Source organism: Paraburkholderia sp. 31.1 (assembly GCF_014397645.1).
In the GTDB taxonomy this organism is placed as follows: domain Bacteria; phylum Pseudomonadota; class Gammaproteobacteria; order Burkholderiales; family Burkholderiaceae; genus Paraburkholderia; species Paraburkholderia tuberum.
On sequence record NZ_VZQN01000002.1, the window covers coordinates 206,169 to 224,115 of the forward strand.

Consider the following 17,947-nt stretch of genomic DNA (forward strand, 5'->3'; position numbering starts at 1 on the left):
GCCTAGACCTCGCCCCACAAATCGTGGCCGTCCGCGCCGGTGATCTTCACCGATACGAAATCGCCGACCTTGTAGCGCTTCGACGCCTTGGCGGACGGCGCGATATAGACGACGCCGTCGATCTCCGGCGCATCCGCCGCGGTGCGGCCGATGCCGCCGTCCGCGTTGATTTCGTCGACGAGCACCTTCAGCGTCTTGCCGACCTTCCTCGCGATGCGCTTGGCCGACACCTGCTCGGCCACTTCCATGAAGCGCGCGCGACGTTCCTCACGCACTTCATCGGGCAGCGCGCCGTCGAGTTCATTCGCGCTCGCGCCTTCGACCGGCGAATACGCGAAACAGCCGACGCGATCGAGCTCCGCCTCGCGGACGAAATCGAGCAGCGTCTCGAACTGCTCTTCGGTCTCGCCCGGAAAGCCGGCGATGAACGTGCTGCGGATCGTCAGATCGGGGCAGATCTCGCGCCAGGCCTTGACGCGCTCCATCACCTTCCCGGCGTTGGCCGGGCGCTTCATGCGCTTCAGCACTTCCGGATGTGCGTGCTGGAACGGCACGTCGAGATACGGCAGCACGTGGCCCTTGTACGCACCCTCGGCCATCATCGGAATCACTTCGTCGACGCTCGGATACGGATACACGTAATGCAGACGCACCCACGCACCGTATTGCGCGGCGAGTTCGCCGAGCGCGGCGACCAGATCCGTCATGCGCGTCTTGATCGGCTTACCGTTCCAGAAACCGGTGCGGTATTTGACGTCGACGCCATATGCGCTCGTGTCCTGCGAGATCACGAGCAGTTCCTTCACGCCGGACTTGAACAGGTTCTCCGCTTCGAGCATCACTTCCGCGACCGGGCGCGACACCAGATCGCCGCGCATCGACGGGATGATGCAGAACGTGCAGCGGTGATTGCAGCCTTCGGAAATCTTCAGGTACGCGTAGTGGCGTGGCGTGAGCTTGACGCCCGCGGCGGGCACCAGATCGACGAACGGATCGTGCGGCTTCGGCAAATGGCTGTGCACCGCCTGCATCACCTCGCCGAGCGCGTGCGGGCCGGTCACGGCGAGCACCTTCGGATGCACTTCCTCGATCAGCCCCGAACCGCTCGCGCTCTTCTTCGCGCCGAGGCAACCGGTGACGATCACCTTGCCGTTTTCGTTGAGCGCTTCGCCGATCGCGTCGAGGCTTTCCTGCACGGCTTCGTCGATGAAGCCGCAGGTGTTGACGACCACGAGGTCCGCGCCGTCATAGGTGCCGGAGATTTCGTAGCCTTCGGCGCGCAACTGGGTGATGATCTGCTCGGAATCGACGAGGGCCTTGGGGCAGCCGAGAGAGACGAAACCGACTTTCGGCGTGGCGCCCGGCACGGCCGGAGCGTTCGAGGGGGTGGAAGACATGGGGAACCGCTTGAAGACGTTAAACCCTGAATTGTAGCGGTTCGCCACCGCCACCGCCACCGCTCGTAAGTCTTTGAATTCTAGTCTTCAAACGGGGATGGGTTCGGCAGGACCAGGTTGATTCAGCTCGCTATTTTCGTCGCTGGAAAGGTGCTCACGCGTCGGCGCCGACGCGGCTCCGGCCGCCAGCGCCTGGCCGATTACCGTAAGAATTTCGTCAGAGTCCTGCACTCGCCGGATCGCCGCATGCAGTTCGGCGGCTTGCGGCCAGGTCCGCTGCAGGTAGCTGAGCCACTTCTTGACGCGGCCGTGCTCATGGGTCAGCGTGCCATGCGCCCGCAGCTTGTTCATGTAGCCGACGATCGAACCCAGCACCTGCTGCCATTCGTCGGCAGATGGACACGGGTCGAGGAGCCCGCGGATTCGCTGCGCGAGGAACGGATCCGACACGGCGCCGCGCCCGATCATCACGTCCGCGCAGCCGCTGACCGAGCGGCAACGCTGCCAGTCCGCCACCGTCCAGACTTCGCCGTTCGCGATGACGGGCACGTCGACGGCGTCGTCGATGCGCGCGATCCACTCCCAGTGCGCAGGCGGCCGATAGCGGTCGTCGCGCGTGCGCGCATGCACGACGAGCGAGGCCGCACCGCCGTCCGCGAGCGCCTGCGCGCATTCGATCGCCTGCGACGTGTCGGACACGCCGAGGCGCATTTTTGCCGTCACCGCGATATCGGCAGGCACCGCGGCGCGCACGGCCGAGACGATCTGGTTCAGCAACTTCGGGTTCGCGAGCAGCATCGCGCCGCCGCCGTGCTGATTGACGACTTTGGCGGGACAGCCGAAGTTCAGGTCGATACCGTAGGGCGACAGCATGGCCGCGTACGCGGCATTGCGTGCCATCCACTCGGGATCGCTGCCGAGCAGCTGGATCACCATCGGCGTGCCGCTGGCGGTCACGCTCGCGTGCAGGATTTCGGGCGCCTCGCGCTCGTAGACGCGGGTTGGCAGCAGCGAGCCTGTGATGCGGACGAACTCGGACACGCAGCCGTCGAAAGCGCCCGCGCTCGTCAGCACGTCGCGCAGCACATAGTCAGCGAGCCCTTCCATTGGGGCGAGAAACAGCCGGCTCATGAGCGGTGTGGGTGAACGGGGAGTCAGAGCAGAATGAGCCGCGCGGCCTTCGCAACGGAAGACGCTGACGCGATCAGGGAGACGGTCTGAAACATAGGACGGGCCCAGCGGAAGAAACGGTAACGGCGCAAGCAGCGGTGTGCCGGCAGTGGACGCAACGGACATCGAGCCGCGGCCGGAATCCGGTTCCGACGGAAAAGCGTCCCCACGCGCGGGCCGCCATTGTAGCGCGTCGGCGGCTGCACTCCCGCGAGCTCGCCGCCATTCACTCCTTCACTTCTTCTCCGTCTCCGGATTGGCCTGCGGCGTGGCCGGCGCATTGCTCACATTGCTCGCATTGCTCGCAGTGACCGCGCCGCCCGGCGTAAACGGGAACGTGGCGAACATGGTCTTCGCCTGATTCTGCATCTGCTCCTGCATCTGCACGAACATGTTCTTCGATTGCTCGATGTAGCTGGTCATCATGCCCTGCATCATCGGCGCCTGCATGTTCATGAACTGCGACCAGACTTCGGGGTTCATCGCCTTGCCTTCATAGAGATTCTTCGACTGGTCGGCAAGCTTCGCCTGAATGTCGATGAAGGCCTGGATGTTCTTTTCCAGATACGTGCCCATCATGCCTTGCATCGCATGACCGTAGAACCGGATGATCTGCGACAGCATCGACGACGAGAACATCGGCAGGCCGCCGCTCTCTTCTTCGAGAATGATCTGCAGCAGGATCGAGCGCGTCAGGTCCTCGTTGCTTTTGGCATCGATCACCTTGAAATCTTCCTGATCGAGCACGAGTTGCTTCACATCAGTCAGCGTGATGTAGGTACTCGTCTCGGTGTCGTAGAGCCGACGATTCGGATATTTCTTGATCAGTCGTTCGGCCGTTTTCTTTGTAGTAGTAGTCATGTAACGCCTTTAAGCTCGAGTTAAGCAAACGCGGAAACGGCGTCCGGGCTGTGCAACGGGATCCATTGCGCAGCCGGGACGCCGGCGAAACCATCTGAGCCGAAGCGCGCCGCCTTCCGGTCCGGCGCGCCGATGGCTCAGCCCATATGCAAGCCGCCGTTCAGCGAAAAATCGGCGCCCGTGGCGAAGCCCGATTCTTCCGACGCAAGCCACGCGACGATCGAGCCGATTTCGCCCGGCTGACCGAGGCGGCGCACCGGAATCGTCGCGACGATTTTTTCCAGCACGTCCGGGCGGATCGCCTTGACCATGTCGGTGCCGATGTAGCCCGGCGACACGGTGTTGACCGTCACGCCCTTGGTCGCCACTTCCTGCGCGAGTGACATCGTAAAGCCATGAATGCCGGCCTTCGCGGTCGAATAATTGGTCTGGCCGAACTGGCCCTTCTGGCCGTTCACCGACGAAATGTTGATCACCCGGCCAAAGCCACGCTCGACCATGCCGTCGATCACCTGCTTGGTGACGTTGAACAGGCTGGTCAGATTGGTGTCGATCACCGCCGTCCAGTCTTCGTGCGTCATCTTGCGGAACACGACGTCGCGCGTGATGCCGGCATTGTTGACCAGCACGTCGATCTCGCCGACTTCGGCCTTGACCTTGTCGAATGCGTCCTTGGTCGATTGCCAGTCACCGACGTTACCCTCGGAGGCGACGAAGTCGTAGCCGAGTACCTTCTGCTCGTCGAGCCACTTCGCACGGCGCGGCGAATTCGGGCCGCAGCCGGCGATCACCCTGAAGCCTTCCTTGTGCAGACGCTGGCAGATGCTGGTGCCGATGCCGCCCATGCCGCCCGTTACGTACGCAATTCGCTGTGTCATAAACCACACTCCGTTATCGTTGTCGAGGCGCCTGCCGGCGGCCTCGTGCCTCACCTGATGCTGGTTCGCGTTGCCGCCGGGCGACCGTCTGGCAACGCGCACTGCACACGAGTCACCTGTTGCAGCGCGCCGCACCGCCAGTTGGCGTGCCGCGCGGCCAGATGCCTGTGCCGGCGAAGACCGCGCGCGACCGGTCGCGAGTGCGCGCGGCGTACCCAGCGTACTTTAAACGCGCTCGACCGCGAGCGCGACACCCATGCCGCCGCCGATACACAGCGACGCCAGACCCTTCTTCGCATCGCGCTTCTGCATTTCGTGCAGCAGCGTGACGAGAATCCGGCAACCGGACGCGCCGATCGGGTGGCCGATCGCGATCGCGCCGCCGTTCACGTTGATCTTCGACGTGTCCCAGCCCATCTGCTTGTGCACGGCGAGCGCCTGCGCGGCAAACGCTTCGTTGATTTCCATCAGGTCGAGATCGGCCGGCGTCCAGCCCGCGCGCTCGAGGCAACGGCGCGAAGCCGGTACCGGGCCCATACCCATCACCTTCGGATCGACACCCGCGTTCGCGTATGCCTTGATGCGCGCGAGCGGCGTGAGGCCGAGCGCTTCCGCTTTTTTCAGCGACATCACGAGCACCGCGGCTGCGCCGTCGTTCAGACCCGATGCGTTGGCCGCCGTGACCGTGCCTTCCTTCGAGAACGCCGGCTTCAGGCTCGCGAGTGATTCGGCCGTCACGCCATGACGCACGAATTCGTCGGTGGTGAAGCGCAGCGGCTCGCCCTTGCGTTGCGGAATCTCGACCGGCACGATTTCGTCGTTGAAGCGCCCCGCCTTCTGCGCGGCTTCCGCCTTGTTCTGCGACAGCGCCGCGAACGCGTCCTGCTGTTCGCGCGTGATGCCGTGCTCCTTCGCGACGTTCTCCGCCGTCACGCCCATGTGGTACTGGTTGTAGACGTCCCACAGGCCGTCGACGATCATCGAGTCGATCAGCTTCGCGTCGCCCATGCGGAAACCGTCGCGCGAACCCGGCAGCACGTGCGGCGCGGCGCTCATGTTTTCCTGGCCGCCTGCCACGACGATGTCCGCGTCACCGGCGATGATCGCGTTGGCCGCGAGCATCACGGCCTTCAGACCTGAGCCGCAGACCTTGTTGATCGTCATGCCCGGCACGGCCGCCGGCAAACCCGCCTTGATCAGCGCCTGACGCGCGGGGTTCTGACCGGAGCCCGCCGTCAGCACCTGGCCCAGAATAACTTCGCTCACCTGTTCCGGCTTCACGCCTGCCCGTTCGAGCACGGCGCGCACCGCGAGCGCGCCGAGTTCAGGTGCGGCAATCTTCGCCAGCGACCCACCAAACTTGCCCACTGCAGTACGAGCGGCCGATACGATCACAACATCAGTCATTTCCATATCCTCCGGGCATCCCGGCCAACTGCGCCACAGCCCGTTACGTTAAAAATTGCGTTGCAACTTGCGTTGCTCTCACGCCTTCATCAACCAGACGCTCATTCACCTGCCAAACACCTATGCACCGGCCGACTGCGCACTATGCCGACGTCGACAGCAATGTCGTACGCGCGCGTCGAGCCTGTGCGTGAACCTACTCCCGTTGCCGCACGTAGCGGCCCGGCGCCGGCTCGATGACCGGGAATTCGTCGGAGCCCAAATTGGCGCGCGGCTTCACTTTCTTACCGCCGTACTGATCGAGCCAGTCGGTCCATTCCGGCCACCAGCTGCCGGGCACTTCGGTCGCCGCATCGAACCATTCGTCCGCGCTTTCGGGCAGCGTGTTCGCGTCGGTATCGAGCTTCCAGAAGCTGCGCTTTTTCTTCGCGGGCGGATTGATCACGCCGGCGATATGGCCCGACGCGCCGAGCACGAACTTTAGCGGCCCGGTGAGCAGCGGCGCCGACGCATACGCGGTTTGCCACGGCACGATATGGTCTTCGCGCGAACCGTAGATGAAGGTCGGCACGTCGATCTTCGACAGATCGATCGGCTCGCCGCAGGTGGTCAGCGCACCGGGCTCGCGCAGCTTGTTCTCGAGATACGTGTTGCGCAGATACCAGACGTACATCGGCCCAGGCAGACTGGTCGAGTCGCTGTTCCAGTACAGCAGGTCGAACGGTACCGGCGTGCGGCCCTTCAGGTAACTGTCGACGACGTAGTTCCACACAAGGTCGTTCGGGCGCAGGAACGAGAACGTGTTCGCGAACTCGACGCCGCGCATCAGTCCCGGCGGCGCGCCGTTCTTGCCGCCGATGCTCTGCTCGCGCATCTGCACGTGCGCCTCGTCGACGAACACGTCGAGCACGCCCGTGTCGGAGAAGTCGAGCATCGCGGTGAGCAGCGTCATCGACGCGGCCGGATGTTCGCCGCGCGCCGCAGCCACCGCGAGCGCGGTGGCGAGCATCGTGCCGCCGACGCAAAAGCCGAGCGTATTGATCTGCTCGCGACCGCTGATCTTGCGCACGGTGTCGATCGAGGTGAGCACACCCTCGCCGATGTAGTCGTCCCACGTCTTGTGCGCGATGGACTGATCCGCGTTGCGCCACGAAATCAGGAACACCTGATGGCCCGAATCAAGCCCGTGCGCGACGAGCGAGTTTTCGGGTTGCAGGTCGAGAATGTAGTACTTGTTGATGCACGGCGGCACGATCAGGAGCGGCCGCTCGCGCACGGTCGCCGTGCGCGGCTTGTACTGGATCAGCTGCAGCAGATCGTTCTCGAACACGACCGAGCCTTCGGTGTTCGCGAGGTTCTCGCCGACCGCGAAACGCGATTCGTCGGTTTGGGAAATCTTGCCGCGCTGCATATCGGTGAGCAGGTTCATCACGCCCTGGCGCAAGCTCTCGCCTTTGCTGTCGAGCAGCGTTTTCTGCGCTTCGGGATTCAGCGCGAAGAAGTTGCTCGGCGAGGCCGCCGCTGTCCACTGCTGGACCGCGAAGCGAATGCGCTCGCGGGTTTTCGGCTGGGTGTCGAGCGCGTCGACCATCTGCTGCAGATAGCGCGCGTTCAGCAGATACCACGCGGCGGTGAACGCGTAGGCGGGCGCCGCGCTCCAGGCGTCCGCGCTAAAGCGCCGGTCCTTGAGCTCGGGCGCCTTGATCGCCGACGTGGTGGCCTGCTGGATCAGCTCCATCGCCTCGCGCGAATAGTCGGTCTGCAGCTTCTGCAAACGCTCGGGCGGAATCGCGGCGGTGGGAATGCTCAGCCCCGGCAACGACGGCAACGCACCGGCGGCCAGCTTGCTGAAGTCGGGCATGCCGGGAAACGCCGGTATTTGCGGGAAGCCCGCCGTCATCTGCGCGAGGTCCGGTATCTGCGGCATTGAGGGCATCTGAAATGCCGTGCCATTGGGCTGCGCGCCGAACGAACGCCAGGCGTTCATCCAGGCGTCGAGAAATTGCTGCATGCCTGCGGCTGACGATGCACCACTCGTACCGGCCTGCTGCGTCTGCTCCTTCGAGGAGTCGGTGCTGGGGGAAGCTGAGGAATGAGATGCTGCCATACCTGCTTTTGACCGGTAAGTCCTTGCGGACGGGTTGAGAGGCAGGTCCGTGCGCACGTGGCGATTGCTCGCGACTTCGTCACGCCCTGTCCCATGAACGACGAAGAGCTTAGAACGAACATTCTTGCTCCCCATCACAAGGCATGTCAATGCTTGCTCCCGATTTTGCCGCAGTGCGATAGTTTTTTAATTATCGTTTTCCCTGTATGGCAAATCGCGCTTTAACGAATCAAATGATGCCTGCCGCGGGTAAATCCGAAAAACTCATAGGGCGCATGGCACTTAAGCATATTTATTCGTTCGGTCGCCCACACAGCCGGCGGGCGATTCGCGCTATCGGCGGGCCTTCCGGCGGCGCAACAAAAAATGCGTGTGAAGGCCGCGGAACGGGCCGTCAGCGACGGGTCGGCAGTGGGATTCGCGAATAACGACCCGGTGCGCATTCACGCGGAATAAAACCACGGCTCGATTTTAAAAGTATGACAAGATGCGCCCGCGCGCCATCCCGAATTAATCGGCAATTGATTGCGCCTGTTCGTCGATCCAGATCAACGCGGCCATGCGACCGGTCTCGCGATCACGGCGATACGAATAAAAACGCTCGCGCAACGTGACCGTGCACAGATCGCCGCCGCTGATGCGCGTAAGGCCGAGCCGCTGCAGGCGCAGGCGCGCCAGCGCCGGCAGATCGGCGAGATATTTGCCGGCATTCGCGGGATGCGCGACGAACGCCTGCGCGGTCGCGTCGCGTTGTGCATCGTCGGCACCGGTCATGAAGGCGTCACGCACGTCTGCGCCGACTTCGAATGCGGTGGGCCCGATCGACGGCCCGAGGTACGCGTGCAGCTCGCTCGCCCGCACACCCGCCAGCGCCGCGACCCGCGCGGCGGTCTGCTCGACGATGCCCGCCGCGAGTCCGCGCCACCCGGCATGCGCGGCGCCGACTGCGCGCCCCGCTTCGTCGCACAACAGCACCGGCATGCAATCGGCGACCATGACGACGCACGCGATGCCCGCGGCATCGGTGACGCTCGCGTCGGCGCGCGCCGGCGCACCATGGTCGCGCGCGTGAGCGATCGCATCCTCGGCGCGGACGACGCCGGCGCCATGGATCTGTTCGAGCCACGCGGCCTCGCGAACTCCGGCAAGCGCGACGAGCCGTGCGCGATTGCTCGCGACCGCGGCGGGATCGTCGCCGGTCTTCATGCCCAGATTCAGCCCGCCGGGCTGGTCGGCGCCGTCGCGCCAGCGGCCGAACGGCGCGTTGCTGACGCCGCCGTCGCGGGTGGTCACGAGCGCGCGCACGCGCGGCGACACGTTCCATGCGGGTTGCACGACATCGGCAAAACCCAGCTCCGGGAGATTGGTGCTCATGCGTGATCGTCCTCGTCGTGGTCGCTGCCTTCATCGTACGCGCCGTCGTCGACCGATGCATCGTAGTCCTCATCCTCGCCATACGCATCGTCGAACTCGCCCGCGTCGTCGCGACCCAGACCGAGCGCGGCCGACAACGCCCCGATGTCGGCCGGCACGTCGGCGCGCCATTGCATCGAGCGGCCGGTCTTCGGATGAATCAGGCCGAGCCGCCACGCGTGCAGCGCCTGGCGCGCGAAGCCGTCTGGCAGCGGCGCGACCGAGCGCTTGCCGCGCGCGCGTCCGTACACGGGATCGCCGAGCAACGGATGACCGATGTGCGCGCAATGCACGCGAATCTGATGCGTGCGCCCCGTCTCCAGATCGCAGTGAATCGCCGTGACCGGCTGACGCTGCCAGATCGCCGAGGCCACGCGCCGGAAATGCGTGCGCGCCGGCTTGCCGGCCGCGCCCGTCACCACGGCCATGCGCGTGCGCTCGCGCGGATCGCGGCCGATCGGCGCGTCGATCGTGCCTTCGTCGGGCAGGTTGCCCCACACGAGCGCGAGGTAGCGGCGCTTGACCGTGCGCGCCTGCAACTGGCGCACGAGGTCGGTCTGCGCCTCGAGCGTGCGCGCGACCACCATCAGCCCCGAGGTCTCCTTGTCGAGCCGATGCACGATGCCCGCGCGCGGCAGACCCGCCGCGGACTCGCCATAGCGGTAGAGCAGCCCGTTCAGCACGGTGCCGCTCCAGTTGCCAGCCGCCGGATGCACGACCATGCCGGCCGGCTTGTTGATCACGACGAGCGTGTCGTCCTCGTAGACGATGTCGAGCGGCACCGGCTCGGGCGTGAAGGCGAGCTGCTCGGGCAGCAGATCGGGCACGAGCTCGATCGTTGCGCCAAGCGGCACCGGCTGGCGGATCTTCGCCGCCTTGCCGTCGACGCGCACCCGCTGCGCCTCGATCCAGCTTTGCAGACGGCTGCGCGAGAACTCCGGGAATACTTTGGCGAGCACCTTGTCGAGGCGCTCGCCGGCCAGTTCGTCGGGTACCACGACGCTGCGCGGCGCTTCGTCGGCCGCGCGCACGGGCACGGGTGCCGCCGCGGCCGCAGAGCCTTGCGGGCTGCTTGCGGCGAGCGCGTCGCCGGAGAAATCGTCGTCGAGGGAATCGACGCCCAACGCGTCGGCCGGGTCGGCGCTTACGCTATAATCTTCGTTGCTATTCCCGGCGCCTGCGGCGCCTGGAGTATTTGAGCGGGTCATTGAATCTGGGTCACCTGGACGTAAAGCTAGACTGGAAAATGCGAGCCTTGAACACCATCACTGAAGCGGCGATCAATTTGGCGGCCATCAAGAAGGCGGCCCGGAAAGTGGCCGGATACATTGCGTGCGCCGCGGCCGTCGTCGCTGTTGCGGCTTGCCACGGCCTGCCGGAGAAGACCGACGAAACGGCAGCGTGGAACAACAACAAATTATATACGGAGGCGAACGACGCACTGACCGGTGGTGACTGGGGCAAGTGCGCGAAGTATTTCGAGCTGCTCGAGGGCCGCGACCCGTTCGGCCACTTCGCCCAGCAGGCGCAGATCAACGTCGCGTACTGCAACTGGAAAGACAACGAAAACGCCGCCGCCGACCAGGCCATCGACCGCTTCATCCAGCTGCACCCGGATCATCCGGACATCGCCTACGCGTATTACCTGAAGGGCATGATCCACTTCAACGACGACCTCGGTCTGTTCGGCCGCTTCTCGGGCCAGGATATGAGCGAGCGCGATCCGAAGTCGCTGCGCGAGTCGTATGACGCGTTCAAGGTCGTGGTGGACCGCTTCCCGAACAGCAAGTACGCGGCGGACGCCGCGCAGCGCATGCGCTACATCGTGAATGCGCTCGCATCGCACGAAGTCCACGCCGCGGACTACTACTATCGCCGCGGCGCCTATGTCGCCGCCATCAACCGTGCGCAGCTCGCATTGCGCGAGTACAAGAACGCGCCGGCCATCGAAGACGCGCTGCACATCATGATCCTGTCGTACGAGAAGCTGAACAACCAGCAACTCGCCGACGACACTCGTCGCGTGCTGGCCGGCACCTTCCCCGACAGCCCGTACGTGACCGGCCACGCACGGCCCGGCACGGCGAAGTCGTGGTGGCAGTTCTGAGCCCTCACGCGCCGACGGCACACTGACCTTCGTCTGAAAACGAAAACGCCACGACCTCGGTCGTGGCGTTTTCGTTTATGCGCGCCGCGAGACTCAATCGCGCTCGAACAGCGCAATCGATTCCACGTGCGACGTATGCGGGAACATATTGACGACGCCCGCGCCCACCAGCCGATAGCCGGCCTCATGCACGAGCAGCCCGGCATCGCGCGCGAGCGTGGCTGGCGCGCACGACACATAGACGATGCGCGTCGGCAGCGGCCCGTTGCCGCTCTGCGCGATCTCCGCGAGCGCCTTCGCGATCGCGAGCGCGCCTTCGCGCGGCGGATCGACGAGGAACTTGTCGAACTGGCCGAGGGCGCGCAAGTCGTCGGCGGTGACTTCGAACAGGTTGCGGCACGCGAACGACGTATGCCCGGCGACGCCATTCAGCTCCGCATTCGCGAGCGCGCGCTGGGTCAGCACTTCGCTACCCTCGATGCCGACCACTTCCCGCGAGATTCGCGCGAGCGGCAGCGTGAAGTTGCCGATCCCGCAGAACAGGTCGAGCACACGGTCGGTGCGTGCCGGCGCCAGCAGGCGCAGCGCGCGGCTCACCAGCACGCGGTTGATCGCGTGATTGACCTGGGTGAAATCAGTTGGCTTGAACGGCATACGGATGCCGTATTCGGGCAGCGTGTAGTCGAGCTGCACGTCGAGAGGATAAAGCGGCGTGACCGTGTCGGGACCGCCCGGCTGGATCCAGAACTGCACCTTGTGCTCGTCCGCGAACTCGCGCAGCACCTGCTCGTCCCCGGCCGTCAGCGGTTCGAGGTTGCGCACGACGAGCGCCGTGACCGACGAGCCGACCGCGAGCTCGAGCTGCGGCATGCGGTCGTAGATAGACAGCTTGCGGACCATGAAACGCAGCGGCATCAGCATCGCCGACACATGCGGCGGCAGCACCTCGCAGGTCTTCATGTCGGCGATATAGCTGCTCTTCTTCTCGTGAAAGCCGATGCGCATGCCGCCGCGCTCCGGCAGATAGCACACCGCGAGCCGCGCGCGATAGCGATAACCCCAGGACGGCCCGTGAATCGGCCGGAACACCGTTTCGGGGCGCAGCTTCGCCAGATGCTGCAGGCTGTCCTCGAGCACGCGCTGCTTGACCGCCACCTGCGCGCGCATGTCGAGATGCTGCATCGAGCAGCCGCCGCAGATGTTGAAGTACGTGCATTTCGGCGTCGTGCGGATCACGCTTTCGCGGAACACCTGAACGACTTCGGCCTGCTCGAATTTCGGCTTGCTGCGATGCGTCGAATAACTGACGAGTTCACCCGGCAGCGCGCCTTCGACGAACACGACCTTGCCTGGCGTGCCGTCTTCGCTCGTGGTGCGGCCCACGCCGCGCGCTTCCATATCGAGCGAAACGATTTCGATGAGCGGTTCGTTGCCGGTAATGACGGGCGCCGGCGCCGGGGCGTGCGCCCTGGCATGCTTCGATGAGCGCCGCGGCGAGCGACGTTGGGGGGCAGTTCGGGACACCTGCGGACTTCCTGACAAACTATGGGGGAAAGGCGAGATTGTAGACGAAGCGCCGGGCTTGCCTGCGATGCGGTGCGGACCACACGCGGAGCGAGTGCGGATCGCGGCCCGGATCGCGGCTCCCCGGCGGAGGCTCTGCTCGCGCGCGCTTACTGCTCGAACGCCGCCAGATACTCGGCCCACTGCGGCGCGCTTTCCAGCGCGAGCGCGTTCTTCACGAGGCTGATCTCGTCAGCATACTCCGACGGCGAAAAGCCACCGCGCATCAGTTGGAAGCGGCAATACAGCAGGTACGTATTGACGACGTCGGTCTCGCAGTAGTTGCGGATTTCCTCGATACGCCCTTGCTGGAACGCCTGCCACACCTGACTGCCGTCCATGCCCATCTTGCCCGGAAAGCCGCACATCTTCGCGAGCGCGTCGAGCGGCGCGTTCGCGCGCGCCTGGTACATCGCGAGCACGTCCATCAGATCGGTGTGTCGCGCGTGGTAGCGGCTGATGTAGTTGTTCCACTTGAAGTCGCGGTCGTCCTCGCCGAGATCCCAGAACCGGTAGGCGGGGATGCCGTTGACGAGCGCGCGGTAGTTGAGCACCGGCAGATCGAAACCGCCGCCGTTCCACGACACGAGTTGCGGCGTGTACTTTTCGATCACGCGATAGAACGACTGCACGAGCGTCGCCTCGCCGTCCTCGGGCGTACCGAGCGAGCGCACGCGAAAACCGTTGTTGTCACGGAACACGCAGGAAATCGCCGCGACCCGCTGGAGGTGATGCGGCAGAAAATCGCTGCCAGTTTTTTCGCGGCGTGCGGCAAACGCGTGCTCGGCGACGTCGGCGTCGCTCATCGACGCGGGCAAATCTTCAAGCCGGCGGATGCCGGCGACATCGGGAATCGTCTCGATGTCGAAAACAAGAATCGGTGTCATCAGGTCAGAGAACGGCGTCTTTGCGGACACCGTTTGAGGCAAAGAAGCGCTTCAGTCGCACCAGCGCTTCCTGTTGGATCTGGCGCACACGCTCGCGCGTGAGGCCCATTTCGTCGGCCAGCTCCTCGAGCGTGGCGGGCTCGATGTGATTCAGACCGAAGCGCCGCTCGATCACATGGCGGTGCTTGTCCGACAAACGCGCGAGCCATGCGCGTGTCAGTGTTTCGAGTTCGCGATGCTGCACTTCGGCGTCTGGCGACTGGCTCTGGTCGTCCGACAGCAGATCGAGCAGGCTGCTCGCCGGATCGAGATCGAGCGGCGCATCGAGCGAGGCGGTGTGCTCGTTCAGCGCGAGGATGTCGGTGACTTCGTCGGTGGTCTTGCCGGTCAGATAAGCGATGTCGTCGATGCTCGCGTCGCGGCGCTCGGCCGCCTCCCCCGAATTCATCGAGTTCTTTTCCAGATGGCGCTTCGCGCGCAACACCTGGTTGAGCTCACGAATCACATGCACGGGCAATCGCACCGTACGCGCCTGGTTCATGATCGCGCGCTCGATGCTCTGGCGGATCCACCACGTCGCGTAGGTCGAGAAACGGAAGCCGCGCGTCGGATCGAATTTTTCGATTGCGTGCATGAGGCCGAGGTTGCCCTCCTCGATCAGATCGAGCAGCGGCACGCCGCGATTCAGATAACCCTTGGCAATGCTGACGACCAGCCGCAGATTGCGCTCGATCATCACCTGCCGCGCTTCGAACTCGCCGGCCTTGGCAAGGCGCGAATATTTCTGCTCTTCCTCGACGGTGAGCAACGGCTTCACGCTGATGCGATTCAGATAATGCTGGATCGTGTCGGCCGTGAGTTCGGCCTGCAGCAGTGCGCGGAAATCGTCGGCGTCGGGCGGCGCCTCGCCGGTGGTTTCGCGCGCGTCAGCGCTCTCACTTTCGTCGAGGCCGCTCTGGCGTTCGTCGAGATCGCGCTCCTCCGCGACCTCTTCTTCCACTTCCGAAGCGCCGCTTTCGTCCACTGCGGCAGACGTGACTTCGCTGATCGTCTCAGACTCGGCTTGCGGCGGGCGGCGCTTCGATTTCGGCATGGTCGTATCGCTTATTGCGGCGGCAAATACTTCAGTGGGTCGACTGGTTTACCCTGTCGGCGAACTTCGAAATGCAACATCACACGGTCGGAATCGCTATTGCCCATCTCTGCGATCTTCTGCCCCTTCGTAACCGCGTCCCCCTCTTTTACCATCAAAGCGCGGTTGTGTGCATACGCGGTGAGATAAGTTGCATCATGCTTGATGATAATGAGATTGCCGTAACCACGCAGCCCATTTCCGGCATAGACGACGCGACCATCGGCTGACGCTTTAACCGGCTCGCCCGCCGAGCCGCCGATATTGACGCCCTTGTTGGTCGAGTCGTTGAACGTGTTGAGCAGCGGACCGCGCACCGGCCATGCAAATGCTACGTTGCCTGCCGCGGCGCTGCCGACGTCGGCGCTCGCCGCAGAGGGATTGGCCGGAGGCGCAGCTACCGCACCATTCGCGGGCGTACCGTTCGTCGCGCCGCCGTAGAGCGGCGGCATCGCGGCGCCGACCACGGCCGGCGCGTTGTTGTTCAGCGGTGCGCTTTGCACCGCGCCCGTGCTGCCGATCGGCGCGGTCGACACGCCCGGCGTCATGGCCGCGGTATTCGCGCCCGGCGGCACGACGCGCAGCAGCTGGTCGACTTCGATCTGATTCGGGTTGGTCAGGTTGTTCCACGTCGAGATGTCGCGGTAATTCTGGCCGTTTTCGAGCGCAATGCGGTACAGCGTATCGCCCGGCTTCACGCGATAGTAGCCGGGCGGCGGCGGGCCGAGCGGCACCGCCGGTTGCGCCGCGCCCTGCGCGGTGGCGAGCGTGCCGCCGCCGGAGCGGTCGACGACGGGCGCCTGGTCGAGCCGGGATGCACAGGCCGTCATCAACAGGGACAAGGCGAGCACGCACACGCTGCGCTGGGTTACGGTCAGGGGGGTATTCGGGGTGGTTCTCTGCATCGCGCGCAACATACTCATCGGTGTCAAATCACTCCGGATTTTAAGGGTACAAAGAAAACGCGATCAAGCCGCGACTCGCGCCATTGCGCGGGGCCGAGGCGCTCGATCAGCGTCAGCACCTGGCTCTGTCCTTCCTGCGAGCCGACCGGCGCAACCAGACGTCCGCCGATCGCAAGCTGCTCGAGCAACGCCTGCGGCACGTCGAGCCCGGCCGCCGCGATCACGATCGCGTCGAACGGGGCCGCCGACGGCAAACCGAGCCGCCCGTCGCCGTAATGCAGCCGGATATTCGGAATGCGCAGCGGACGCAGATTCGTCTTCGCGCGCTCGGACAGCGGCTTGATGCGTTCGATCGAATAAACCTCGCGCGCGACCTGGCTCAGCACCGCCGCCTGATAGCCGCAACCGGTGCCGATTTCGAGCACCGTGTTCAGCGCGCGCCCGGCCGCCGCGAGTTCGATCATTCGCGCAACCACCGACGGCTTCGAGATAGTCTGGTGATGACCGATCGGCAGCGCGGCATCTTCGTACGCCTGGGCCGCAAGACCCGGATCGACGAACATGTGGCGCGGCACCGCCGCCATCGCGTTCAGCACACGCTGATCGCTTACGCCATTGGCTCGCACGCGTTCGACCATGCGTTCGCGAACCCGTTCCGAGGTCAGCGCCAAGGCGTTGTTCATCGCGCCGCTGGTCGCGCCGCCGAATGCGCCGCTCATTGCACCGGCCAACGCGGCGTTCGGCGCGGGTTTCGCGCTTTGCTGCAGTTGCGACTGGAGTGGCGATGGCGTCGCGCGTGCGCTGTGGCCAGACGCATGCGTCGAGTTTTTGCCTGGCTTGACCGACGACTTTGGTGCTCGCTTGACAGGCTGCCCCGCCAATGCACCAGCCAACGAGTTCGCCGTTGTCTTTGCGACTGGCGCGGCCTGCGGCTTTGGCGGCATTGCACCGGTCGCCGCCGTTGACGTACCAAACGAAGCGCTTTGCGTCTTCGCCTGGGGAATCACCTGGGGTCGCGTCGCCGGCGTAGATTGCGCAGCAGCTGAGGTCCTCGCTTGCGCCCGTGCGGCCGCGCCGCCCTGCGTCGGTTTCGCCGACTGCTGCCGTGCGTTCAACGCCGCGCTCGCCGCGAGCGCCGCCGCGCGCATCTCACCCGGACGTCCCTCGGGCCGGCGCGGTTCGCGCACCAGGTCCTCGAGACCTAACGGAAAGCGCTTCGCGCGCTCGCCGGTCATGAACTGCCGCTCCCGGCGCGCAGCCAGTCGCGCGCCGCAGGCAGCATTTGCGTGTAGGTCAGATCGAGCTGCAGCGGCGTGATCGACACCGCGCCGTTGGCCACCGCATGGAAGTCCGTGCCTTCGCTCGCGTCGCGCGCCTGGCCCGAGGCGCCGATCCAATAGATTGGTTCGCCGCGCGGATTGGTCTGGCGGATCACCGGCTGCGACGGATGACGTTTGCCGAGTCGCGTGATCTGCCAGCCGCGCAGTTCGTCATACGGCAGGTTAGGGATATTGACGTTCAGCAGCGGATGTCCCGGCAACGGCCGCGCGAGATAATGCGCGACGATTTCGGCGGCAACGCGGGCCGCGTCTTCGAGATGCGCCCAGTCCTTGTCGACGAGCGAGAACGCGATGGCCGGCACCCCGAACATGATGCCTTCGGTGGCGGCTGCGACGGTGCCGGAATACAGCGTGTCGTCGCCCATGTTCTGGCCGTTGTTGATACCCGACACGACGAGGTCCGGTGTATGGTCGAGCATGCCGGTCAGTGCGATGTGCACCGAGTCGGTCGGCGTGCCGTTCACGTAGTAGAAACCGTTCGCCGAACGCAGAACCGACAGCGGCCGCCACAGCGTCAGGGAATTCGACGCGGCGCTGCAGTTCTGTTCGGGAGCCATCACGGTGACGTTGGCGATCGGCTTCAGCGCTTCGTAAAGCGCGGCGAGGCCCGGCGCCAGATAACCGTCGTCGTTGCTGAGTAGGATTCGCATGCGCCGATTGTAACCGAGGAAAGATGGCACGCGAACGACATGGACGGCGTGTCTGCGTGGCGTGCACAAGCGTCGTGCGAGCCAGTATTTTCCAGGTGCGCGAATGCTTGTATCGAACGCAAAGATGCTG

General features: G+C 64.8%; 15 protein-coding genes. 1 reads left to right on the plus strand and 14 read right to left on the minus strand.

The features are described from left to right. Positions 1–2 precede the first annotated feature (2 nt). The 8 genes from rimO to F6X37_RS02150 form a co-directional block, all read right to left on the minus strand. Positions 3–1,397, minus strand: coding sequence for a 30S ribosomal protein S12 methylthiotransferase RimO (rimO, locus tag F6X37_RS02115; RefSeq protein WP_187610144.1), 1,395 nt, complete (start codon positions 1,395–1,397; stop codon positions 3–5). Between the two features lie 87 nt (positions 1,398–1,484). After that, the gene (locus F6X37_RS02120) at positions 1,485–2,528 is read right to left on the minus strand and encodes a tRNA dihydrouridine synthase (protein WP_187610145.1); all 1,044 of its coding nucleotides are present in this window, start codon (positions 2,526–2,528) and stop codon (positions 1,485–1,487) included. A 273-nt stretch (positions 2,529–2,801) separates the two neighbouring features. Beyond that, positions 2,802–3,428, minus strand: a complete 627-nt coding sequence (phaR, locus tag F6X37_RS02125; RefSeq protein WP_187610146.1) for a polyhydroxyalkanoate synthesis repressor PhaR — start codon at positions 3,426–3,428, stop codon at positions 2,802–2,804. 137 nt (positions 3,429–3,565) lie between these two features. Next, on the minus strand, positions 3,566–4,306 hold the full coding sequence (locus F6X37_RS02130; protein WP_184003457.1) for a 3-ketoacyl-ACP reductase: 741 nt from the start codon (positions 4,304–4,306) through the stop codon (positions 3,566–3,568). 225 nt (positions 4,307–4,531) lie between these two features. After that, complete coding sequence (locus F6X37_RS02135; RefSeq protein ID WP_184043870.1) at positions 4,532–5,713, minus strand: acetyl-CoA C-acetyltransferase; 1,182 nt, start codon at positions 5,711–5,713, stop codon at positions 4,532–4,534. Positions 5,714–5,909: 196 nt separating this feature from the next. Next, the gene (gene phaC, locus F6X37_RS02140) at positions 5,910–7,724 is read right to left on the minus strand and encodes a class I poly(R)-hydroxyalkanoic acid synthase (protein WP_187610164.1); all 1,815 of its coding nucleotides are present in this window, start codon (positions 7,722–7,724) and stop codon (positions 5,910–5,912) included. 606 nt (positions 7,725–8,330) lie between these two features. Beyond that, on the minus strand, positions 8,331–9,194 hold the full coding sequence (gene pgeF, locus F6X37_RS02145) for a peptidoglycan editing factor PgeF (RefSeq protein ID WP_187610147.1): 864 nt from the start codon (positions 9,192–9,194) through the stop codon (positions 8,331–8,333). After that, entirely contained in the window at positions 9,191–10,441 is a 1,251-nt protein-coding gene (locus F6X37_RS02150) for an RluA family pseudouridine synthase (protein WP_187610148.1), read from the minus strand. The genes pgeF and F6X37_RS02150 overlap by 4 nt, the downstream gene beginning before the upstream one ends. A 38-nt stretch (positions 10,442–10,479) precedes the next feature. On the opposite strand from F6X37_RS02150, the gene F6X37_RS02155 reads away from it, so the two are divergent. Next, the gene (locus F6X37_RS02155; RefSeq protein ID WP_090804648.1) at positions 10,480–11,340 is read left to right on the plus strand and encodes an outer membrane protein assembly factor BamD; all 861 of its coding nucleotides are present in this window, start codon (positions 10,480–10,482) and stop codon (positions 11,338–11,340) included. A gap of 93 nt (positions 11,341–11,433) precedes the next feature. On the opposite strand, the gene rlmD is transcribed toward F6X37_RS02155, so the two are convergent. From rlmD to surE, 6 genes are all read right to left on the minus strand, one after another. Then, positions 11,434–12,864, minus strand: coding sequence for a 23S rRNA (uracil(1939)-C(5))-methyltransferase RlmD (gene rlmD, locus F6X37_RS02160; protein WP_187610149.1), 1,431 nt, complete (start codon positions 12,862–12,864; stop codon positions 11,434–11,436). A 149-nt stretch (positions 12,865–13,013) separates the two neighbouring features. Beyond that, positions 13,014–13,790, minus strand: coding sequence for a 3'-5' exonuclease (locus tag F6X37_RS02165; RefSeq protein WP_187610150.1), 777 nt, complete (start codon positions 13,788–13,790; stop codon positions 13,014–13,016). A 4-nt stretch (positions 13,791–13,794) separates the two neighbouring features. Then, positions 13,795–14,883: an RNA polymerase sigma factor RpoS gene (gene rpoS / locus F6X37_RS02170; protein WP_187610151.1), complete on the minus strand. Its 1,089-nt coding sequence runs from the start codon at positions 14,881–14,883 to the stop codon at positions 13,795–13,797. Between the two features lie 11 nt (positions 14,884–14,894). Continuing rightward, complete coding sequence (locus F6X37_RS02175) at positions 14,895–15,845, minus strand: peptidoglycan DD-metalloendopeptidase family protein (protein WP_090804640.1); 951 nt, start codon at positions 15,843–15,845, stop codon at positions 14,895–14,897. A 5-nt stretch (positions 15,846–15,850) separates the two neighbouring features. Continuing rightward, entirely contained in the window at positions 15,851–17,062 is a 1,212-nt protein-coding gene (locus F6X37_RS02180) for a protein-L-isoaspartate(D-aspartate) O-methyltransferase (RefSeq protein WP_187610152.1), read from the minus strand. Continuing rightward, a complete protein-coding gene (gene surE, locus F6X37_RS02185) occupies positions 17,059–17,817 on the minus strand; it encodes a 5'/3'-nucleotidase SurE (RefSeq protein WP_184063695.1) in 759 nt (252 codons plus the stop codon). Before surE ends, F6X37_RS02180 begins: the two co-directional genes overlap by 4 nt. Positions 17,818–17,947: the final 130 nt, after the last annotated feature.